Annotated in this window: 25 protein-coding genes; 12 read left to right on the top strand and 13 right to left on the bottom strand. The window is 60.9% G+C overall.

All coding sequences use genetic code 11. The annotated features are described in order from the left end of the window. Positions 1-35: 35 nt before the first annotated feature. Complete coding sequence (locus NRB16_RS24165; RefSeq protein ID WP_045490055.1) at positions 36-560, bottom strand: SgcJ/EcaC family oxidoreductase; 525 nt, start codon at positions 558-560, stop codon at positions 36-38. 172 nt (positions 561-732) lie between these two features. Between NRB16_RS24165 and NRB16_RS24160 the strand changes: the two genes are divergently transcribed. From NRB16_RS24160 to NRB16_RS24145, 4 genes are read left to right on the top strand one after another with little or no spacing between them, the layout of a single operon-like run. Next, complete coding sequence (locus NRB16_RS24160) at positions 733-1911, top strand: sensor histidine kinase (RefSeq protein ID WP_253110447.1); 1179 nt, start codon at positions 733-735, stop codon at positions 1909-1911. Next, positions 1908-2567 carry a response regulator transcription factor gene (locus NRB16_RS24155; protein WP_257107099.1) on the top strand — a complete coding sequence of 220 codons (660 nt, stop codon included), beginning with the start codon at positions 1908-1910 and terminating at the stop codon, positions 2565-2567. Before NRB16_RS24160 ends, NRB16_RS24155 begins: the two co-directional genes overlap by 4 nt. Next, on the top strand, positions 2558-4906 hold the full coding sequence (locus NRB16_RS24150; RefSeq protein ID WP_257107098.1) for an ATP-binding protein: 2349 nt from the start codon (positions 2558-2560) through the stop codon (positions 4904-4906). The genes NRB16_RS24155 and NRB16_RS24150 overlap by 10 nt, the downstream gene beginning before the upstream one ends. Continuing rightward, positions 4903-5367, top strand: coding sequence for a response regulator (locus NRB16_RS24145; protein ID WP_045490050.1), 465 nt, complete (start codon positions 4903-4905; stop codon positions 5365-5367). Before NRB16_RS24150 ends, NRB16_RS24145 begins: the two co-directional genes overlap by 4 nt. A gap of 9 nt (positions 5368-5376) precedes the next feature. Here the strand turns inward: NRB16_RS24145 and NRB16_RS24140 are convergent, their stop codons facing one another. The 6 genes from NRB16_RS24140 to NRB16_RS24115 all read right to left on the bottom strand — a co-directional run bounded on the left by NRB16_RS24140 (position 5377) and on the right by NRB16_RS24115 (position 9595). Beyond that, on the bottom strand, positions 5377-5808 hold the full coding sequence (locus tag NRB16_RS24140; protein WP_253110443.1) for a universal stress protein: 432 nt from the start codon (positions 5806-5808) through the stop codon (positions 5377-5379). 269 nt (positions 5809-6077) lie between these two features. Beyond that, a complete protein-coding gene (gene dusA / locus NRB16_RS24135) occupies positions 6078-7094 on the bottom strand; it encodes a tRNA dihydrouridine(20/20a) synthase DusA (protein ID WP_257107097.1) in 1017 nt (338 codons plus the stop codon). Positions 7095-7207: 113 nt separating this feature from the next. Next, on the bottom strand, positions 7208-7861 hold the full coding sequence (locus NRB16_RS24130) for a LysE family translocator (RefSeq protein ID WP_306456519.1): 654 nt from the start codon (positions 7859-7861) through the stop codon (positions 7208-7210). Between the two features lie 64 nt (positions 7862-7925). Continuing rightward, positions 7926-8282, bottom strand: a complete 357-nt coding sequence (locus NRB16_RS24125; RefSeq protein WP_253140356.1) for a phage tail tube protein — start codon at positions 8280-8282, stop codon at positions 7926-7928. Positions 8283-8505: 223 nt separating this feature from the next. Beyond that, complete coding sequence (locus NRB16_RS24120; protein WP_253140355.1) at positions 8506-8832, bottom strand: MFS transporter; 327 nt, start codon at positions 8830-8832, stop codon at positions 8506-8508. A 172-nt stretch (positions 8833-9004) separates the two neighbouring features. Then, positions 9005-9595, bottom strand: a complete 591-nt coding sequence (locus NRB16_RS24115; RefSeq protein WP_257107096.1) for a hypothetical protein — start codon at positions 9593-9595, stop codon at positions 9005-9007. Between the two features lie 256 nt (positions 9596-9851). Here NRB16_RS24115 and NRB16_RS24110 point away from each other — a divergent pair, with 256 nt between their 5' ends. Then, positions 9852-10061, top strand: coding sequence for a hypothetical protein (locus NRB16_RS24110; protein ID WP_253140353.1), 210 nt, complete (start codon positions 9852-9854; stop codon positions 10059-10061). A 221-nt stretch (positions 10062-10282) separates the two neighbouring features. Beyond that, positions 10283-11209 carry a transaldolase gene (tal, locus tag NRB16_RS24105; protein ID WP_257107095.1) on the top strand — a complete coding sequence of 309 codons (927 nt, stop codon included), beginning with the start codon at positions 10283-10285 and terminating at the stop codon, positions 11207-11209. A gap of 70 nt (positions 11210-11279) precedes the next feature. On the opposite strand, the gene rssC is transcribed toward tal, so the two are convergent. Together rssC and rssB are read right to left on the bottom strand one after the other, a co-directional pair. Continuing rightward, positions 11280-11765: an anti-sigma factor antagonist RssC gene (gene rssC / locus NRB16_RS24100; protein WP_045490038.1), complete on the bottom strand. Its 486-nt coding sequence runs from the start codon at positions 11763-11765 to the stop codon at positions 11280-11282. Next, on the bottom strand, positions 11765-12946 hold the full coding sequence (gene rssB / locus NRB16_RS24095; RefSeq protein ID WP_045490037.1) for a two-component system response regulator RssB: 1182 nt from the start codon (positions 12944-12946) through the stop codon (positions 11765-11767). The genes rssC and rssB overlap by 1 nt, the downstream gene beginning before the upstream one ends. 251 nt (positions 12947-13197) lie before the next feature. Between rssB and NRB16_RS24090 the strand changes: the two genes are divergently transcribed. Continuing rightward, positions 13198-13497, top strand: a complete 300-nt coding sequence (locus tag NRB16_RS24090) for a PilZ domain-containing protein (RefSeq protein ID WP_045490035.1) — start codon at positions 13198-13200, stop codon at positions 13495-13497. A gap of 8 nt (positions 13498-13505) precedes the next feature. On the opposite strand, the gene NRB16_RS24085 is transcribed toward NRB16_RS24090, so the two are convergent. Then, positions 13506-14435, bottom strand: a complete 930-nt coding sequence (locus NRB16_RS24085; RefSeq protein ID WP_257107094.1) for a LysR family transcriptional regulator — start codon at positions 14433-14435, stop codon at positions 13506-13508. Between the two features lie 89 nt (positions 14436-14524). Between NRB16_RS24085 and NRB16_RS24080 the strand changes: the two genes are divergently transcribed. Then, positions 14525-15004: a GNAT family N-acetyltransferase gene (locus tag NRB16_RS24080; RefSeq protein WP_257107093.1), complete on the top strand. Its 480-nt coding sequence runs from the start codon at positions 14525-14527 to the stop codon at positions 15002-15004. Positions 15005-15024: 20 nt separating this feature from the next. On the opposite strand, the gene NRB16_RS24075 is transcribed toward NRB16_RS24080, so the two are convergent. Next, positions 15025-15726, bottom strand: a complete 702-nt coding sequence (locus NRB16_RS24075; protein WP_253110397.1) for a VacJ family lipoprotein — start codon at positions 15724-15726, stop codon at positions 15025-15027. 184 nt (positions 15727-15910) lie between these two features. Here NRB16_RS24075 and NRB16_RS24070 point away from each other — a divergent pair, with 184 nt between their 5' ends. Both NRB16_RS24070 and NRB16_RS24065 read left to right on the top strand, forming a co-directional pair. Further along, positions 15911-16534 (top strand): phosphatase, encoded by a 624-nt coding sequence (locus NRB16_RS24070; RefSeq protein ID WP_045490027.1) that lies wholly within the window; start codon positions 15911-15913, stop codon positions 16532-16534. A 109-nt stretch (positions 16535-16643) separates the two neighbouring features. Further along, on the top strand, positions 16644-16913 hold the full coding sequence (locus NRB16_RS24065) for a DUF4404 family protein (RefSeq protein WP_045490025.1): 270 nt from the start codon (positions 16644-16646) through the stop codon (positions 16911-16913). A gap of 53 nt (positions 16914-16966) precedes the next feature. Here the strand turns inward: NRB16_RS24065 and queF are convergent, their stop codons facing one another. Continuing rightward, the gene (gene queF / locus NRB16_RS24060) at positions 16967-17797 is read right to left on the bottom strand and encodes an NADPH-dependent 7-cyano-7-deazaguanine reductase QueF (protein ID WP_257107092.1); all 831 of its coding nucleotides are present in this window, start codon (positions 17795-17797) and stop codon (positions 16967-16969) included. 160 nt (positions 17798-17957) lie between these two features. Between queF and NRB16_RS24055 the strand changes: the two genes are divergently transcribed. Together NRB16_RS24055 and NRB16_RS24050 are read left to right on the top strand one after the other, a co-directional pair. Beyond that, positions 17958-18632, top strand: coding sequence for a heavy metal response regulator transcription factor (locus NRB16_RS24055; RefSeq protein WP_045490022.1), 675 nt, complete (start codon positions 17958-17960; stop codon positions 18630-18632). A 5-nt stretch (positions 18633-18637) separates the two neighbouring features. Beyond that, a complete protein-coding gene (locus NRB16_RS24050) occupies positions 18638-19981 on the top strand; it encodes a heavy metal sensor histidine kinase (RefSeq protein ID WP_257107103.1) in 1344 nt (447 codons plus the stop codon). Here the strand turns inward: NRB16_RS24050 and NRB16_RS24045 are convergent. Next, on the bottom strand, positions 19972-21216 hold the full coding sequence (locus tag NRB16_RS24045; RefSeq protein ID WP_045490021.1) for a lipoprotein-releasing ABC transporter permease subunit: 1245 nt from the start codon (positions 21214-21216) through the stop codon (positions 19972-19974). The genes NRB16_RS24050 and NRB16_RS24045 overlap by 10 nt on opposite strands. Between the last annotated feature and the right edge of the window lie 58 nt (positions 21217-21274).

The raw sequence follows: 21274 nt of genomic DNA, 5'->3' as shown, positions 1-21274 counted from the left end.
GCGGTTCGCTGTGCGAGCCGCCCGTTTTTTTTGCCTTACTTGCTGGCGTGCATCACTGGCTGCGGCTCCGGCATGGCCGATGAGTGGTGGTTGAGGATCTTCCACTGGCCGCCGACTTTTTCATACAGGAAGGTGTAACGGGCCTGCACGTCACGGGTCTTGCCGTTGGCGTCGGTCAGGGTGAAGGTGTAGACCCCGCTGTCCATCGCCGCATCATTACCCAGTTGGCGCACTTCCCGATAGTTGATACGGCCGACCGGCTTGAGCGCCAGAAAGTGCTCGAAGTAGTCAGTGATCAATGCCGGGGTATTGCGCACCTGGTTGGACACGGTCGGCTGCAACACCGCATCCGGGGCATACAGACTGACCACCTGCTGGGCGCTGCCGGTCTTCAAAGCCGCGTTCCACTGATCGAACAGGCTGGCGATCTCACGCTCTTTGGCATTGCTCGGCAACTCGGCCACCGTACGGTACACATAAGGAGCAATCGGGTCAGCGGCAGACACCCAGGGTGCGCCAAGGGCGAGGGTCAGAGCCAGGACAGTAGTTTTCAGTTTCATCGCGGTGATTCCTGCGGGTTGGTATGGGCTGTACTTTGCCGCGCCGCGCTGAGCCAGCCATCGGCCAACCGGGGTTATTTGCCTATGCCATTCGGCAGATGGGCAATACCCTGCCAGCCGGGTTCTAATAGCACTCTGGCGCCCGGGCGGGCGCCCCTCCGGAGCCTTCTGCATGCACAGTTCAGCCCATGACCCCGCCAGCGCCCTGGCAATCCGTACCCAGTATCGCCAGTCACAAAGCCGCGCCGCACGACTGCGCCTGCTGGTCGACACCGGCAGGGAGCTGACCCGGCTGGCTCCGCAGGCCATGCGCCAGCAAGTGGTCCAGCGCGCCTGTGCGTTTGTCGCCATGGATCACGGCCTGTTGCTGGAATGGGATGTTGAAGAGGCCGTGCAACCCACTGCCAGCGTGGGCAATCAGGAACAGCTGAGCGAGCTGGCCGGCCAGGCCGATACTTCAGCCAAGGAACCGCGCTGGCTGGAGCGACTCGACAGTGCCCTGCCCAACGTCCTGTGCCTGCCGTTGCGCGGCGCCGATGACCGCCCGTTCGGCATGCTGTTGCTGGCCAACAGCGTACCGATTGGTGCCCCCGACAGCGAAGACATCGAATCGCTGCATCTGCTGGCTACCTTGCTGGCTGCGCATCTGGAGAACAGCCGCCTGCTGCAGACGCTGATCGTGCGCGAACGCAGCATGTCCGAGCTGGTTAATCGGCTGTTCAGTGCCCAGGAGGATGAACGCAAGCGGGTCGCCTATGACCTGCACGACGGCCTGGCCCAGACCCTGGCCGGTCTGCATCAGCGCCTGCAAGGTTTTGCCGGGCGCTGCCCACCGCTGAACGCGCCGCTGGACGACGATCTGCAGGCCATTCTCGATCTGGCCCAGCATTGCGTGGGCGAAGGCCGGCGCCTGATTGGCGGCCTGCGCCCCAGCGTGCTGGACGACTTCGGCCTGTTCCAGGCGGTGGACAAGGAAGTCGACCGGCTGCGCGAGGCCGGCATCACCGTGCACTGGTTTTCCCGCTCACTTTCGCGCCTGCCCAGCCATGTAGAGATCGCGCTGTTTCGGATTGCCCAGGAAGGCATCAACAATATCCTCAAGCACGCCGGGGCCGCCAACGTCAAACTGGAGCTGGAGCTGCACCAGAGCCATGTCGCACTGCTGCTTGAAGACGACGGTCGTGGCTTCGACAGCAACCTGCCAGCGAGCGGTCAGTCGCTGGGCCTGGTGGCCATGCAGGAGCGCGCCGGCCTGCTGGGCGGGCGCTTCAGCTGTACCAGTCGCCCGGCGGGCGGCACCCGATTACGCGCCATTGTTCCGTTAACCCATCACAACAAGGCAAACTCATGACTGCACCCCTGCGCCTGGTCCTGGCCGACGACCACGAAGTCACCCGCACCGGTTTCGTCGCGCTGCTGGCCGGGCACCCGGAGTTTGATGTGGTGGGCCAGGCCAGTGATGGCCAGCAGGCCGTAGCCCTGTGCGAAGCCATGCAACCAGACATTGCCATCCTCGACATCCGCATGCCGGTGCTCAATGGATTGGGGGCAGCTCGCCTGCTGCAACAACGCATGCCTGCGCTGAAGGTGGTGATTTTCACCATGGACGACAGCATTGATCATCTGGAAGCGGCGATTACTGCCGGCGCAGTGGGGTATCTGCTCAAGGACGCCAGCCGTGATGAGGTGATTGCTAGCCTGCAGCGGGTCGCCCGTGGTGAAGAGGCCCTCAATGGGGCGGTCAGCGCCCGCTTATTGCGGCGCATGGCCGAGCGCGGCGCACAGGCCGCTCCGACGCTCGAAACCCTCACCGCCCGTGAGCGTCAGGTGCTTGAACTGGTGGCCGGCGGCTGCAGCAACCGGGAAATCGGCGAACGCCTGGGCATCACCACCGGCACGGCCAAAGCCCACGTCGAGCGGGTGATCGGCAAACTCGGTGCGGCTGACCGCACCCAAGCGGCGGTGCGCGGTGTCGCGCTCGGCCTGGTGCCCAGCCAATGGACATAAAACCGCCTGCTGCGGCCAAACAGAGCCCGGCCAGTCGCTGGGCCGACCTGCCCTTGCGCGGCAAGGCGCTGGTGGCGATTTCCCTGCCGCTGGTGCTGCTGCTCTGTTCACTGGTGCTGATCTACATCACCGAACGCCAGACCGCCCGCGCCGAAGAAGACGTACGCCGGGTGCTGCTGGTGCAGGGCGATATCCAGACCGTGCACACCCAACTGGCCGAAGCCGCCGCCAGCGTACGCGGCTACCTGCTGACCCGCCGCGAAGACTTTCTGCCGGTTTACCTGCGTGCCGAAGCGCTGATAGACGCCGCCTTGCAACGGCTCGATCAGAACGTGCGCGATGCGCAGATCCGCGCCCACCTTGAAGCCATCGAGCCGCTGATCCAGACCAAGGTTGAGGGCCTGGCCTTGCTGCGCACTCTCAACGATGCCGACGGCCAGGCCGTTGCCGCCATTCTGGTTGAGAACAAGCACATCCTCGACGAGCTGCGCGAACGCATCAGCCTGATGCGTACCCGCGAGGACACCCTGCTCGACGAGCGCACCGCCGACGCGGCTGCCACCCGCCAACGGCTGTTGCTGTCGACCTTGTTGGCGGCCGGCTGCGGCCTGTTCGGCGCGATCGTCGCGGTGCTGTTACTGTCGCGCGGTATCGTCACTCGGGTCCAGCAGGTTCAAGGCAATGCCCAGCGCCTGGCGCTCGGCCAACCGCTGCATCCGCAGCCCCCTGAAAACGATGAAATTGGCCAGTTGGGTAGCCGCCTGGTGGAAGCCGGGCAGTTACTGGCCGAGCGTGAACGCGCCTTGCGTGACAACGAAGAACGCTTGCGCCTGATCATCGACGGGGTCAAGGACTACGGAATCTTCGCGCTGGACACCAAAGGCCAGGTCACCAGCTGGAACGCCGGCGCCGAGCGCATCAAGGGCTACACCGAGCAGGAGATCCTCGGTCGCCACTTCTCGCTGTTCTATCTGCCCGAGGAGCGTCCGCATCACCCGGCCATGGCCTTGAACGAAGCCACTCGCCAAGGCCACTACATGGAAGAAGGCTGGCGCTGCCGCCAGGACGGCAGCCGTTTCTGGGCCAGCGTGGTGATCACCGCCCAATACGATGGCAGCGGTGTGCTGCGCGGTTTCTCAAAGATTACCCGCGACATCACCGACCGGCGCAGCGCTGAAATTGCCCTGCGCACGGCCCGTGAGGAAGCAGAAAGTGCCAGCCGGGCCAAAAGCGAGTTTTTATCGCGGATGAGCCATGAGCTGCGCACGCCACTCAACTCGATCCTTGGGTTCGCGCAGCTGCTGGACATGGATGCCAGCCCCGCGCACCGCGCTCAGGTCGGGCATATCCTGCGTGCCGGCCAGCATCTGCTGACCCTGATCAACGAGATTCTCGACATTGCCCGCATCGAAGCCGGACGCCTGCCCCTCAACCCTGAACCCGTTGCCCTGACCGAGGTGTTGCAGGAAGCGCTGAGCCTGGTCTGGCCCATGGCAAGCGACGCCGGGATCGAGCTGAGCGAGCCACCGGCGCTGCCTCGGGACTGGGGTGTGACAGCAGACCGGCAACGCCTGATTCAAGTGCTGCTCAACCTGTTATCCAATGCCATCAAATACAACCGCAGCGCCGGCCGGGTGTGGATCACGGTGGCGCAACAACCCGGCTGCATGACGATAACCGTCCACGACACCGGCACGGGGATCCCTGTCGAGCGGCTGGATCGCCTGTTCAAACCCTTCGAACGCCTGGGCAACGACCCTAATGTAGAAGGCACCGGCCTGGGTCTGGCGCTGAGTCGTAATCTGCTGCAAGCCATGCAAGGCGATTTGCTGGTGAACAACCGGCCAGGCCAGGGTTGCAGCTTCATTATGCAACTGCCCGCCGCTCAGATAGCGCCACAGCGAGCCATTGAACAACCGCCCGCCCTGCGCCAGGAAATACCGACACCGACTGCCGCAACGGTGCGCGGCAAGGTACTGTGCATTGAAGACAATCTGTCGAGCATGGCGTTGATCGAAACCCTGCTGCAACGCCGCCCCGGCATCCAGTTGCTGTCGAGCATGCTCGGCCAGTTGGGCCTGGACCTGGCACGCCAGCATGCACCGGACCTGATCCTGCTGGACGTTAACCTGCCTGACCTGCAGGGCCTGGAAGTGCTGCAGCGGCTGCGCCAGTCGGCGGCCACGGCCAATGTGCCGGTGCTGATGATGACCGCTGATGCCAGCGACCTGACCCAAAGCGCCTTGCGTGCCGCCGGTGCCAGCGCGATTCTCACCAAGCCGCTGCACATCCCGGCGTTTCTCGATCACCTGGACCTGCATCTACCGGAGCCTGCATGAACGGAGATTTCCGAATTCTGATCATCGACGATCAACGTCCCAACCTCGATCTGATGGAACAGTTACTCGCGCGTGAAGGCCTGCGCAACGTGCTGAGCAGCACCGAACCGCTTCGTACCTTGGACCTGTTCAACAGTTTTGAGCCCGACCTGGTGATACTCGACCTGCACATGCCGGAGTTCGACGGCTTCGCGGTGCTGGAACAGCTGAATCGGCGCATTCCGGCCAATCACTACCTGCCGATTCTGGTCCTGACCGCCGATGCGACCCGCGATACACGCTTGCGCGCCCTGGCCCTCGGCGCCCGGGACTTCATCAGTAAACCGCTCGATGCCCTGGAAACCATGCTGCGGATCTGGAACCTGCTGGAAACCCGGGCGCTGTACAAAACCCTGCGCCAGTTGATACCAGCAGAAAACATCGAACTGCTGCACCCGCGCAGCACGCCGGTGCAGCAGTGAGCGCAATGACTACTTGATCAGTACCACCGGGACCGAGACATCATGGATCACCCGGTTGGCCACCGAGCCCAACAGCAAACCGCCGAAACTGCCCAGCCCACGAGTGCCCATCACCACAGTGTCACACCCGAGCTTCTTGACTGCATCGGCAATCTGCTCGGCGACATTGCCCATATCGACATGAACCTCATGGGCGATGCCGCTGGCATTAAGCTGCGCACTGGCTTTGTTCAGCACGCCCATGGCCTCATTGATCAAACCGGCCCGCACACCTTCGATCATGTCCGGCGCAAGATAATCGCCATAAGCCATCGGGCTGGACTGAACGTTGAGCACATGGACTTCCAGCGGCCGGGCGACCTGGCCTGCCAGATTGATCACATAGTCCAGCGCATGCCGGGCGTGAGCCGAACCATCGAAAGGAACCAGAACCTTGTGCATGACTGCTCTCCTGCAAGTGGGTATGTATTGAACATAGCCCCATGCCCGAGCAGCAGCCAGTGCGTTTCGGCGCCGCCTTGATCCAGGACAACAGCGGGTGAAATATAGTGATTACCGCCCCGCCCCACTTGATGACCGGGCACACTCAGGCAGGGATGGAATCCTGAGTCAAGCGAGCTTAAGGGGTGGTATTAAATGAGCGACTGGTGAATGCGCGTAAATCGGTTTTCCCGGTGCCGCCTCAACAAGACGACACCTGGCTTACATAGTTAACGCCCTTCCAGAATCTGCGCCGCCTGATCAAACAGCGCCAGTGGCTGTTCGGCTTTCTGGATATCGGTAGAGAGAATCTGCCGGAAACGCCGCGCCCCCGGAAAACCCACCGCCAGGCCAAGGATGTGGCGGGTGATATGGTGCATGTTGCCACCGCGCCCAAGATAATCGACCACATAAGGGCGCAACGCCGCCATGGCCTCGGCACGGCTGATGGGCGCCTGCTGCACGCCAAACAGCTTGCTATCGACCTCGGCCAGCAGATAAGGGTTATGGTAAGCCTCACGCCCCAGCATCACGCCGTCAAAGGTCTGCAAGTGCGCATGGCAGTCTTCCAGAGTTTTGATACCGCCATTGAGGATGATTTCCAGGTCTGGAAAATCAGTCTTCAATTGCGCAGCCACGTCGTAGCGCAGCGGCGGAACCTCGCGGTTCTCCTTGGGCGACAGCCCTTCGAGAATCGCAATCCGCGCATGCACGGTAAAACTGCGGCACCCCGCCTCACGCACCTGGCCGACGAAATCGCACAGTTGCTCATAGCTGTCACGACCATTAATACCGATCCGATGCTTGACCGTGACCGGAATCGCCACGGCATCCTGCATGGCCTTCACGCAATCACTGACCAGTGCCGGATGGCCCATCAGGCAAGCGCCGATCATGTTGTTCTGCACCCGGTCGCTCGGGCAACCGACGTTCAGGTTGACCTCGTCATACCCCGCCGCTTCAGCCAGACGCGCACAAGCCGCCAGATCCGCCGCATTGCTGCCCCCCAGTTGCAGGGCCAACGGGTGTTCGGCCTCGTGATGACCGAGAAAACGCTCGCGATCACCGAACAACACCGCACCGGTAGTGACCATTTCGGTGTAGAGCAAGGTGTGTTTGGAGAGCAGGCGCAGAAAGTAACGGCAATGGCGATCCGTCCAATCCATCATCGGCGCCACGGAGAAGCGGCGGGAGGGGTCGGGCTTGGTGGGTTTGAGAGAAGCGGCAGTATCGGGCTGGATAGTCACGGTTGCAGTTCGGCACGTCAGAAAGCGAGATCAGGCGACGTAAACGACACCTGACGAAAGGTGCATAGTTTAACAGGAAGTCGCAGAGCACATGAGATTCGCCTCACCACCACTCAGCGCCGCCCCTCTGCCAGCATCCGCACCGCCAGCCCAGCCAGTACTGTGCCCATCAGCCAGCGTTGCAGCACCTGCCATAGCGGACGCTCGCCAAGGAAAACCGCAATGGCACCGGCCATAAACACGATCAGCGCGTTGATGCTGACGCTGACCATGATCTGGGTAGTGCCCAGGATCAACGATTGCACCAGCACACTGCCATGGCCTTCAGGCGCGATGAACTGCGGCAACAACGACAGGTACATCACGGCGATTTTGGGATTGAGCAGGCTGGTGATGAAACCCATCATGAACAGCTTGCGCGGGCTGTCTTTAGGCAGGTCACGAACCTGAAACGGCGACCGGCCGCCGGGCTTGACCGACTGCCAGGCCAGGTACAACAGATACAGGGCACCTGCCAGACGCAAAGCGTCGTAGGCATAAGGCACCGCCATGACCAATGCGGTGATCCCCAGCGCGGCGCAGAACATATAGACCATGAAGCCCAGCGCCACGCCACCGAGGGAAATCAGCCCGGCCATCCGGCCCTGACAGATGGAACGGGAAATCAGATAGACCATGTTCGGACCGGGCGTCAGCACCATCACCAGACAAATGAGCGCAAAGGCAAACAGACTGGCGAGTTCGGGGATAGGGCTGCTCCTGCACATGAAGATGGGTCGTCAGAAGTGCCACTATACCGCCAGTCGGGTGCGTGATCGATTGCTTTGGCCATTACAGCCAGCAGATGCTTTTTTGGGCACACGTATGCGCGGAGGCGCACGTGCGGTGTTGCTCAGTTGAATATGGGACATTCATTGATCTCCAGATAACAGACGACTGGATCAGGTCATCGAAGCTGGCGAAGGACAGCTCCACCGCGATATCGCCGGCCACGCTGTAGGTACCGCCACGGCTGGGCGGACGCTGGCGGGACTGGTTCATTTCGGCGGTGTCGATCTGGTTGATGTTCGGGGTCAGCCCGGAACTGACGAAGCGGATCGGCTTCCAGGCCGGATTGGCCGCAATCGCGCCGCTCACTTCTTCGATGTAGTAGGTCTCGACGGCGGAGCCGTTGGCCATTTTGCTCATGTTTCACTCTCCATATAACGAAAAAACCCGCTCGAAGGCGGGTACGGGTGGGTGTTGCAGATGAAAGGGTTGGGCTGGACTTAGAGGGTGTCTACAACATGGCTGCACTCGGCAATACGGCGTTGAAATCGACCTAAAAATGCTCATGTACTTATGTACACTGCGCTTTTTCGCCCGATTTCGCCTTGTCTTGCCTTCGTTCGCCTATTTTGTAAACACCCTCTTAGCGGTTACCGCCGCCGAACTTCTGACGAATCAGTGCCCACAGGTCAGCAGCCTTGATCGCCCGGTGGATGGCGGCCATGGCTGCGCCGCCGAAGCTGCCAAGCAAAAAGCCGACGCCGGCAACGTTGTTTGGCTCGGTTACGCCCAGATAGTCGCTGAGCATGCCGGTGAGATACAGCGCGCAGGCCACGCCGGTTACCAGAAAGATGACCCAGGCGCGCAGGCTGGTCAGGTCGTCCTTGTGCCACCAACTGGCGACCACGGCGCCGATCAGCCCGGCCAACGCCCATTCGGCCTTGTCGAACAGGCGATGAAGAAACTCCATCTCCGGACCTCCAGTTCAAATATGTCAATGAAATGGGCAACGGGTTGCCCGGTCGAACCTGCAGACGCAAAAAACCCGGCTCGATGGCCGGGTTCTGGTGATTTGCACAATCGGGTTGTCGGTCGCAGTGATCACATGATGGAGAAAACAATATTGCTTTGTTGCAAACAAATCAAGCTGTTTTTGAAAATAAAATGCCCTCATGCAATAAAACAGTTTCTGCCTGTGCCAGAGCCTCACCCACCCACTGATCCAGTGTGGCTTCCACAGATTTTTTCCAGCGCCAGTAGGTGGTGCGGCTCAAACCTTGGGTATCCCAGGTGCTGATGTCGTAGAACCCGTCCGGCAAAACAATGATGTCAGTGGAACGCCGCACACCTTGAGAGCCGGCCTTGAGCCCTTTGAGTGGCGGAATCGCCCAGGCTGTTACCGCCTTGTAGACAAACAGCCGTGGCGCTGCGCAGTTGACTTGAGCGATCAACGCGCTGATGGCTTCGACCTTGCGGGCCTTGTGCGTGCCATACCGGGCTTGCAGCACCCGCCAATGGCAAGGCGCCAACTGGGCCTGCAGACGCGCATGCATCCAGCACCCCACCTGCGCAGGATCGATACCGGCAAAGCGCTCGCTGCCCAGCACGCTGGCATCGGCCTGCCCGGTGGCGTCGGCGTTGTACAGTTTTTGCCACGCCTGCTTGCTGGTGTTATCCCGGGTCTCGGCGGCCAGGGAGGCAATGACGGCGCTCAATACGCTGCTGTAGTTCATGATGATGTCCCCAATCGAAAGTCGTATCTGATTGCAATGCAAGGCTGCTCCTTGGCTTAAGCCCTTTTCGACCGGGGCTGAGCAATCAGCAGAATTGCAAAATCCACATGCAATTAATCACTTTTCGTGAATTCAATCAATCACGATATGTGATTTTATTAAATGCAGATCACTTCTCGAGACCATCAGTGGCTACAAGCACGTGCCGCCGCCAGGCGTGCTAGAGTCCGGACGTTTCGGTTAAAAGGGATTGGCAATGAAAACCCTGGCACTGACAGTGCTTCTGGCCGGCTGCTCGTCGTACAGCGAACGAGGCACTGGCGAAGGCGGACGAGAGATTGGCGAAAACGGCTACACCGTCAGGTGCGATGCCAGCCCACCGAACCAGCCGGGCTGTTACCAGCCCGCACCGTCATTTTCATGGTGGCCCTCTGAAAAGCTCAACCTGCGCCTCGGGCCGCACTGAGTGGATGGCACTGACGCTGATTGATGCCCGGCAACCACCTGCAGATCATTTGGAACAAGCTCACTGAATGACACTCCAACTCATTCAGCCTTCCCTAATTCACATACCCGGCGGCCATGAAAAATCACCGCTAACCCACACGGGCTGTTTTAGCCCGGCCGTCTTGAGCGGTCGACTAGGCTCGGGTAATGTCATCGCATCGCACAGGACAGAGCACACTCATGACTTCCAAGCTGGAACAACTCAAAGCATTCACCACTGTTGTGGCCGATACCGGTGATTTCGACGCCATCGCCCGTCTCAAGCCAGTGGATGCAACCACCAACCCCTCGTTGCTGCTCAAGGCGGCCTCTAACGAGAGCAATGCTGCGCTGCTGGCCGTGGCCTTCAGCGGTAGTCAGGGTGATATTGGCCTGGCCAGCGACCGCTTTGCCGTGGCCATCGGCCGCAAGATCCTGGACGTCGTTCCTGGCCGCGTGTCCACAGAAGTGGACGCGCGGCTGTCGTTCGACACCCAGGCCATGATCGAGCGCGGTCAGCGCCTGATCGGTCTGTATGAAGAGGCAGGCGTGGGCCGCGATCGCATCCTGATCAAGCTGGCTTCGACCTGGGAAGGCATCCGCGCTGCCGAGAAGCTGGAAAAGGACGGTATCCAGACCAACCTGACCCTGCTGTTCTCCTTCGCCCAGGCAGTTGCCTGCGCCGAAGCCGGAGTATTTCTGATTTCGCCGTTCGTGGGGCGTATCTACGACTGGTACAAGAAATCCACCGGGCAGGAATACACCGGCGCCCAAGACCCTGGCGTGCAGTCAGTGACGCGCATCTACAACTACTACAAGGCCAATGGCTACAACACGGTGGTGATGGGTGCGAGCTTTCGCAATATCGGTCAGATCGAACAGCTGGCAGGCTGTGATCGCCTGACCATCAGTCCCGAGCTGCTCAAACAGCTGGATGAAGACCAAGGCAGCCTGACCCGGCAATTGGCGCCCGGCCAGGCCGGCGAAGAGCGTCTGAGCCTGAGCGAGAAACAATTCCGCTGGCTGTCCAACGAGGATGCAATGGCCACCGAGAAGCTGGCCGAAGGCATTCGTCAGTTTGCCCGCGATCAGGAAAAACTCGAAGCCCTGCTGTCAGCAAAGGCCTGATACAAAAAAGGGCGATACCTGCGCAGGTATCGCCCCTTCTTTGCTGACGTCAGCTAACGCCCGCCAAAAACTAGCGCTGCCCCTCCAGGGCATTGACCAGGTCGTGAAACGCTTCACGATTGGACTCGTTGAGCCCCATCAGAATCTTGTGCGCTTCCAGCACTTTGGCCTTGACCACTTCCTCACCCTGATCCTGGGAGGGCAAGTCAGTCAGGCACTCCGGGCACGGGACCGGGTGATCGACGATATTGAACACCTGATCGAAGCCCATCGACTGCAGCAGCCGGGTGATGTCTTCGTGGGTGGTCACCAGGGTTGGCAATAGCCCGACCTTCTGCCGCGACAATATCGAGAGTTTGGCCAGCAGGCCCAATGTGGTGCTGTCAATGCTGCGCGTTTCGGTCAGATCGATCACGATGGCCGAGAAATTCAGCGCGGTGAAGATCCGCTCGATCGTCGCATCCAAGGCCGAGCACAAGGTCAGACGTACTTCACCGACGAACTTGAGAACGAAGGTGCCTTCTTGCTCGGCGAACTGGATTCTACCGGTACTCATCAAAGATTCCTGCTCAACACTAACAAGGCGATATCATCCGGCATCTCCCCTAGCGTAGCCAATTCGAAAACCTGACGCAGACCATCCAGGCTGCCGCCCGCCGTCTTGACCAACTCTGGCAAGGCAGCTTCTTTCTCCTTGAGTGTATCACCGGGCAGCAGATCCAGTATGCCATCAGACAACAGGGTCAGGCTGAACGCCTCGGGTAACTCCAGGACGTGATCCTGATAGGTGGCTTCCTGAAACAACCCTACCGGCAGGCCGCGGCCCTCAAGATAACGGCCCTGACCTTCGCTGAACAATACCGGCAGCGGTAAATGACCGCCCACCGAATAGGTCAGCGTGCCCGCCTGCTCATCAATCACCCCGCCCACCATGGTCACGTGTTTGCCCAGCTTGCAGCTGATCAGCCCGCGATTGATATGGCCCAGCACATCGGAAGGCTTGAACTCAGGCAGCGTCCCCCCCCGCTTGGACTCGAACAGCAACCGCGTGGTCATGAACTTCAGCAGCACGGTAATGAACGCCGATGACGCGCCATGACCCGAGACGTCCGCCAGATAGAACGCCACACGGCGCTCGTCGACCCGAAAATAGTCAACGAAGTCACCCGACAGATACAGGGACGGAATGATCTGATGGGCGAAGCTGAACTGCTCAGTGGACCAGGGGCTGGTTGGCAGCATGTTCATCTGCACTTGCCGACCGGCATCCTGATCTTCCTGCAACAGGTGCAGGCTCGCTTCAAGCTCGCGATTGGCGGTTTCGAGCTTTTCCCGGTAGAGCCGGTTTTCCTGCTCGAGGCGCGCGCGATCCAGGGCGCGATGCACCGAGTGCTCAAGCACTGCGAGGTCTTCGAGGGGTTTGATCAGGTAATCGGCAGCGCCCAGGCGCAAGGCCTCGACGGCGTCGCTCATGACACCGGCACCAGAGACCACGATCACCGGCATTTGTGGCGAGCTAGCAGTGACCTTGCGGATCAGCTCGAGGCCGCCCATCTGGGGCATGCGCAGATCGCAAATGATCAGGTCGGGGTTTTCCTGCTCGAAAATCTCGACACCCTGCTGGCCATTGATGGCCTGCAGGACATTGAAACCACTGTCTTCCAGGTAGGCGGCGATACTCGCACGCACGACCTCGTCGTCATCGATAATCAGCAGCGTTGCACTGGTTTTAGGCATGTGGGCAAACGGCGCCAGATCAGGTTGAGGTAGGCGGCCCGGTACATGCCGGTGCTGCTTACTGGATTCGCTTTCTAGCCACTCTGGACGACAATACGCCGCCGCTTCAGAGGTGCCCTTCAAGGCGCAGACGGTACTCCCATCCGCCGGGCGTTTCAAGCGAACTTCCACGCTTGATTTACGTCTTTACATCACAAATCGCCGGGAGTTATAAGAACGCTTAGTTCAGCAACCAAAACTTAGGACAAACCATGAGCCGTATCGATCAGGGATATGCCGAAAAGCGGGATTTCATCCGTATGCGCGTCGATGCCGACGTCAGCATCATCCATGCCGGGCAGATCATTCCAGCCGTATGCCTGGACCTGTCCAGCAGTGGCATGCAGGTACAGGCGCCCCGCACGTTCCAGGTCGGTGACCGGTTGAAAGTGCGGATCGACTCTGACCACCCTGCCCTCAAAGGCCTGGAAGCTGAAACCGAAGTGGTCTGGCTGGCCGACCAGGACGATGGCGGTCAGAAGCTCGGGCTGTCGATCATTTCCATGAGCTGAACACGCGCTCAAGCGGGCGGCAGCCCGGCAAACAATGTGCGTAACTGACCCGCCATCCAGGCATGGGCGTCACTACGCGCATACTTGCGGTGGCTGTAGAGCCGCAGCACGTAGGGTTTGATCGGAAACGGTGGCGCAAACTGCACGATATCTGCCGCCGGCGCGAGTTGGCGCGCGGCGTGCCCGGCCAGGGTCATGATCAGATCGCTGCCGCCGATGATGAACGGCCCGACCAGCACCGCCGGAATCTGCAAGGCCACATCGCGCTGCAAGCCCATACCTTGCAGAACCAGATCCACCACCCCGCAGCTCTCGCCCCACGGCGTCACTACCACATGCCGCTCGGCCAGATACGTCGCCAGGTCCAGGCTGTTATCGATCCTCGGATGGCCGCGCCGGGCGATCACCACGTACTCCCCGCTCGACCAGTCTTCGCAGTCGATACCCGGCGGCAGGCTGTCACGCTCCTCGCCATAACCAAGGGCGAAATCGATCCGCCCACACGCCAGGTCTTCGATGCAGATCTTGCGCTCGGCGTGCACAACCTTGAGCCGCAAGCGTGGCGCGCAGTGCTGCAGCCGCGCCAGCAACCCAGGCAACAGTTGCAAGGCGGTGTAGTCGGTGGCGGCAAAGGTAAACACCCGCTCGCTGGTCAGCGGCTCGAACGGCGCCCACTGTTCGAGCTCATCGTTTAACGTGGCCAGGCTCAGCGCAACGACGCTGGCAAGCTGTTCAGCCCGCTGCGTAGGGCGCATGCGATTACCCTGACGAATGAACAATTCATCGCCCAGTGCCTCGCGCAGCCGCGCCAGAGCGTGACTGAACGCCGATGCACTGAGCGAGACTTCCTGCGCCGCAGCGGCCACTGTGGCGTGGCGGTACAGGGCATCGAAGATGCGTAGCAGGTTCAAATCCAGTCGGCTCAACACAGAATGCATAGCGCTCACTCAACCCTGAATAAATTGCACTACATGCATCTTACTGACTGATTTAGTCTGCTGCACATTCCAACCACCGAGCCGCCAGCATGAACCTGAATATCCGCCCAGCCCGCCGCGAAGACGCCGCACAGATCCTGGCCTTCATCACCGAACTGGCCGATTACGAAAAAGCCCGTCACCAGGTGCTGGCCAGTGTTGCTGACATCGAGCGCACGCTGTTTGTCGAACAGGCCACCAGCCATGCCCTGATCTGCTGCCGCGACGAGCAGCCCATCGGATTCGCGGTGTACTTTTTCAACTACTCGACCTGGCAGGGCCGTAATGGACTGTACCTGGAAGACCTTTACATCAGCCCCGAACACCGCGGCACCGGCGCCGGCAAGCTGATGCTCAAACACCTGGCCCGTGAGGCCTGTGCCAAAGCGTGCGGCAGATTCGAGTGGAGCGTGCTGGACTGGAATGAACCGGCCATTCGCTTTTATGAATCAATCGGTGCGCGCCCACAGACCGAGTGGGTGCGCTACCGAATGGAAGGCGAGGCACTGAAGACCTTCGCCGAAAGCTGACAGCGGATTGTCGGCAACAATCAGAAGTCGTCTTCGACCTGACCGTCCTTGACCTTGAATTCGCGGTTTTGCAGGTAGGCGTTACGAATAAAGGTGTACTTGTCGCCGGTCACCAGACGCTCGGCCGACAGCAGGCTGGCGCGGGTATCGATCAGGTTCACACCCAATGCCGAATTACGGGTCGGCACGTGATCGATGTAACGCCACGGCGTGGTGTAGCTGTCCGGGTATTTGGCAAAGGTATCGCGCACAGTGCTGGGGCCGAACAGCGGCAGTACAACGTAGGGACCGCTGCCTACGCCCCAGTAACCCAGGGTCTGGCCGAAATCTTCGTCGCTGCGTTGCAGGCCCATGCGCGTGCCGACATCGACGAACCCCAGCAGGCCGAACGTGGTGTTGACGATCAGCCGCGCGGTGTCGACCCCGGCAGCGTGAGGCTTGGCCTGCAGCACGTTGTTGGCCAGGTTGCCGACATCACCGATGTTGTTGAAGAAGTTATGCACGCCATCTTCCACGAACTGTGGCGCGATGAACTGATAGCCCTGAGCGATCGGCTTGAGGGTGTAGGTATCAACCAGGTCGTTGAAGCGAAAGATCGGCCGGTTGATGCTTTCCCAAGGGTCATCCTCGGCGGCCTGGACAGCCATCGGGACCATAGCGACGCCGGCGCACAGAGACAGACGGGCCAGTCGCTGGATAAAGCCGTTACGCGATTGGGGCATAACGCAAACTCCTGTCAGAGGTGATGACCCGGCCACAACGGCGGGCAAAGGCAGGCAGTATAAAGCCTTCGTGACCAATCAGGCAGACTTGCATACGCGCGCCAGCATCGCTGACGGTCACCGCGCATTCATATTTCTGTCATCGAGCTCCGGTAGCGTGCAGGCTATTTCGGAGAATCCCGCCATGCTTGCACCGGTCGACACGCCCATGCCGGCTTTTTCCGCCCTGCTGTTCGGCCTCAGTGGCTGCCTGGTGGATTTTGGCGGGCAAGCTGCCAGCAAAATGGACAGCCAAAGCGAGGCCGCTCTCGACAGCCACGCGCAACTCACGCCCGGCGCACTGGAAAGCCTGCACAGCCTGCGCCAGCAAGGCATTCCCTGCGCCTGGCTGGACGATCTGCCCGACCCGCTGAGCCTGAGCCTTTCAAGCCCGCTGGGCGACTTGATCTGCGCCACCCCGCGCAGCCCGGTGCAGTGGCCGGCGCCGGATGCCTGCTGGCTGGCCCTGATGACCCTGAAGGTCAGCCAGCTCGACGGCTGCGTGCTGGTCAGCGGTAATCCACAGCTGTTGCAATCAGGCCTGAACGCCGGGCTATGGACCATCGGCCTGGCCTCCTGCGGTTCACTGTGCGGCCTGAGCGCCGAGCAATGGCAGGCACTGGATCACGACCAGCGCGAGCGTCAGCGTGCCCAGGCCACGCTGCACCTGTACAGCCTGGGCGCCCACTCGGTGATCGATCACTTGGGCGATCTGGAGTCGTGTCTGGCCGATATCGTGCTGCGCCGCAGCAAGGGCGAAAAACCCTGACGCCGGTCAGCGGCAAAGCACTCCGATCTGGATTAGGCTTACTGGCAACAGGGACCTTTCGCCTGCACCAAGGGTCCATGAGTGAGGCTTATCGAAGAAGGAGCACGCCATGCCCGCCCGCGAACTGCAAGAACAACTCAATGCCCTGCATGAGCAACTGGAACAGAACCCGCCGCTGTCGGAAACCGAGCGTGTTGAGCTGCATGAACTGATGCAACAGATCAAAAGCAAGATCGAACTGGAAGACGCCACTCACACGCAAGACACCAGCCTGGTGGATGGCGTCAACCTGGCGGTCGAGCGCTTCGAACTGGAACATCCGGGTATCGCCGGCACGCTGCGTAATATCGTCGTGACCTTGGGCAATATCGGCATCTGACATCCTTCATAAAAAAGCCCGTCATTTGACGGGCTTTTTCATTGCAAAACATTTCACTGACGTGCCAGACGCTCGTTGCTGATCGGCAAGGCATGGGTGCTGCGGTACGGATTGATGTCCAGCCCGCCACGGCGTACATAACGCGCATACACAGTGAGTGTTTCCGGCTTGAGCAAGCGCTGAAGATCGAGAAAGATGCGCTCGACGCACTGCTCATGGAAATCCGAATGCTGGCGGAAGCTGACGATGTACGCCAGCAGGCTGGCCGGGTCCAGTTGCGCGCCGCGATACTCCACCACCACCGTGCCCCAGTCCGGCTGACTGGTCACCGGGCAATTGGATTTGAGCAGGTGACTGTAAAGGCTCTGCTCGACCACCTGGGCCGGGTCACAGCGCAACAACTCGGGACGCGGATGATCATAGCTGCTGACTTCGATATCCAGCTCATCGATGCACTCGCCAGGCAAGGCCGCCACACCCTGTGCAGTGATCTCGTCCAGGCTGCTGATACGCACGCCAACCGGTTTGCCGGCCGCTGCCGACAGGTCGCTGACCAACACTTCGTGCAAGGCTTCACGGCTGGTGAATACGGTCTGATTCAGGGAGTTGAGGTACAGCTTGAACGACTTGGACTCGATAATATTCGGCGAGTCGGCCGGCACGCTGAACTCGGCAATCGCCACCACCGGCTTGCCCGACGGCAGCAGCCAGGACAGCTCATAACAGTTCCACACATCGACGCCCTGATACGGCAGTGTCTCGGCGCTCAGGCCCAATTCGGCCCATTTCGCGGCGCGCGGAATCGGAAACAGCAACTCAGGCGTGTAGCTAGAGACGTACTCACTGGACTTGCCCAGGGGCGAGTGTTCGGCGGCAGGATGCATGGCGGTATAGGAATCTCGGAAAATAACCCGGCAAGTCTACCTGTTTTGCCGGCAGCGTTCAGCCCGTGCGGCCATGCGGCGGATTACAACACAGTAAGCTTGCACCGCTGGCCCGCCTGACACGGTATAAAGCCTGTTTTAAGCAAGCAGTGATCGGCAGATGAAATTACTGATCGTCGAAGACCAGGCCCGCACCGGCCAATCCCTGCGCCAGGGGCTCAACGAAGCCGGCTTCGACAGCGAGCTGGCCAATGACGGCCACAGTGGCCTGCACCGCGCACTGAGCGGCGAACATGCGCTACTGATTCTCGATGTGATGCTACCCGGCGTCGATGGCTGGCAGATTCTTGAGCAACTGCGCGCCAACGGGCTACAGACCCCGGTGTTGTTTCTCACGGCCCGCGATGCCATCGAAGATCGGGTCCGCGGCCTGGAGCTGGGCGCCGATGATTATCTGGTCAAGCCGTTCGCATTTTCCGAGTTGCTCGCCAGGGTCCGCACCTTGCTGCGTCGGGCGCCGCCTCAGGAGACCTGCCTGCAGCTTGGCGAGCTGCGTCTGGACCTGTTGCAGCGCAAGGTTGAGCGCGAGGGGCAACGCCTGGACCTGACCACCAAAGAATTCGCCCTGCTGGAACTGCTGTTGCGCCGCCAGGGCGAAGTGCTGCCCAAGTCGCTGATTGCTGCCCAGGTCTGGGACATGCACTTCGACAGCGACACCAATGTCATCGAAGTGGCGGTGCGCCGCCTGCGCATGAAGGTCGATGACGACTTCGACCACAAGCTGATCCACACCGTGCGCGGCATGGGCTACGTACTGCAGGAGCAGGCGCCGTGAGCAGGCTGGCAAGACTGTCGTTGCGCAGCCGCCTGGCGCTGCTGTTCGCGGGCTGCACAGCGCTGGTGTCACTGATTGCCGGGGCGCTGTTCAGCCAGACCAGTGCCAGTCACTTCGTGGAACTGGATCAGCAATTGTTCGACAGTCGGCTGGCCAGCCTGCGGGCTGCGTTGCAAGACGTAAAGGATCCTGCGGCGCTGGCAACGCATCAAACGCAATTGACCAGCCATGCCGATCTGATGCTGCGCATCAGCGACGCCCAGGGTCATATCTGGTTCGATAACACCCCCTCGCAACTCTCGCTGCCGTCCAGCACTGGCCTGCATACCCTGAGCGAGACTCTGGGCGACTATCGGGTCTTCACGGCACCGCTGGACCCGGCGCAGCCCGGCTCGCCGCGCCTGACGCTGGTGCTGGACATCACTCACCATCAGCACTTTCTACAGCGCATGCAGCACCTGATCTGGCTGACCGTGGGGCTCTGCGCCCTGGCCACCGCACTGCTCGGCGCCTGGGCGGCGCGCAGCGGTTTGCGGCCGCTGCAGCGCATGAGCGCAGTGGCGGCCGGGGTCTCGGCCAGCTCGTTGACCACTCGCCTGCCCGACGCCCGGATGCCAGCCGAGCTGGCCGAACTTACCCGCACCTTCAACGCCATGCTCACCCGCCTGGAAGACAGCTTTCAGCGACTCTCGGCGTTCAGTGCCGACATTGCCCATGAGTTACGCACGCCGCTGTCCAACCTGCTGACCCAGACCCAGGTGACCCTGACCCGGCAGCGAACGCCCGAACACTACCGCGAAACGTTGCTCGGCAATCTGGAAGAGCTGCAAAGCCTGGCGCAGATGGTCAATGACATGCTGTTGCTGGCCAAAACCGAACAAGGCTTGCTGGCCCCGGCGCAGGATGAACTGCGCCTGGAAGATGAAGCCGATGCGGTGCTGGAGTACCTTGCACCGCTGGCCGAGGATGCCGGCATCGAGCTGCACCGCGTGGGTCAGGCAGTGTCGCGTGGTGATCGCGCCCTGTTACGCCGGGTGCTGTCCAACTTGCTGAGCAATGCCCTGCGCTTTACCCCAAGCGGCGGCCAGATTGCCGTAATACTGCAAGACAGCGCCGCAGGCGCGATGCTGACCGTAGAGAATCCCGGGGCGGACATCCCGCCCCACGTCGTGGCGCGCCTGTTTGATCGTTTCTATCGCGCCGATACTTCGCGGGCCGACCGTCACGAGCATGCAGGGCTGGGATTGGCGATCTGCCGCTCGATCATCCACGCCCATGGCGGGACGATCGAGTGCCAGTCACAAGGCGGGCTGACCCGCTTCGTGATCCGCCTGCCAGCTTATTCGTAGCGCAGGGCAGTCGCCGGCTCGACCTTGGCGGCACGCCAGGCCGGGTAGATGGTGGCCAGAAAACTGAGAATGAAGCCGGCGCTGCAAATCAGCAGCACGTCAGCAGCCTGCAACTCGGACGGCAGGTTGCTGATGAAATACACATCAGCGCTGAACACATGCTGGCCGGTAACCCGCTCCAGCCAGCCGACCAGCGCACTGACATTCAGCGCTGCGATCACCCCCAGCACGCCGCCGATCAGGGTACCCACCACACCGATCAGGGAGCCCTGAATGATGAAGATCCCCATGATCTGCCGCGGCGTCGCACCCAGGGTGCGCAGGATCGCGATATCGGCGCCCTTGTCGTTGACCACCATGATCAGCGTGGCAATGATGTTGAACGCCGCCACCGCAACGATCATCAGAAGCAGCAGGCCAATCATGGTCTTTTCCATCTTCATGGCGCTGAACAGACTGCCCTGGGTGTGGCTCCAGTCATCGGCGCGATAGGCACTGCCGAGCCCGCCGGCAATCGACCTGGACACCTCTGGCGCCTTGTACAGATCCTTGAGCGCCAGACGCACCCCCTGCACCTGACCAGGCTGCCAGCGTTGCATCTGCCCGGCATCGGCAATATTCATCAACGCCATCGAGCCATCCAGCTCGGCACCGACCTTGAACAGCCCCACCACGGTCAGACGCTGCAGACGCGGCGTGATGCCGCCAGGCGCATTGCTGATTTCCGGCACAATCAAGGTCAGCGCATCGCCCACATTCAAGCGAAAACGCCGCGCCGTGATCTCGCCCAGTACCACCCCGAACTCGCCGGGTTTGAGGTCTTGCAGGCTGCCACGGGTGATGTGCCGGGTCACAATCGAGACTTCATGCTCACGCGCCGGATCGATGCCGCTGACCTGAATCGGCTGCATGGCGCCACGGTACGACAGCATGCCTTCCATTTCGGTCAACGGCGCAGCCGCCACCACCTCAGGATTGCGCAGCGCTGCATCGGCAACCTGCTGCCAGTCGTCCAGCGGCTTGACCCCGAGAATCGAAGCGTGCGGCACCATGCCGAGGATGCGCGAGCTCATTTCCCGCTGAAAGCCGTTCATCACGGACAACACAACGATCATCGCCAGCACACCGAGGGCCAGGCCAATCATCGAGGTCATGGAAATGAACGAGATAAAACTTTTGCGACGCTTGGCCCGGGTGTAGCGCGCGCCGATGAAGATGGATAAGGGTCTGAACATTCGCAGGGCACCTAGCGTGGTGAATCACAAGTTAACTGCACAATACTGGCGGTGCCTT

This window comes from Pseudomonas sp. LJDD11 (assembly GCF_024584215.1).
Lineage (GTDB): Bacteria > Pseudomonadota > Gammaproteobacteria > Pseudomonadales > Pseudomonadaceae > Aquipseudomonas.
This window is presented reverse-complemented; position numbering and strand designations above follow the sequence as displayed.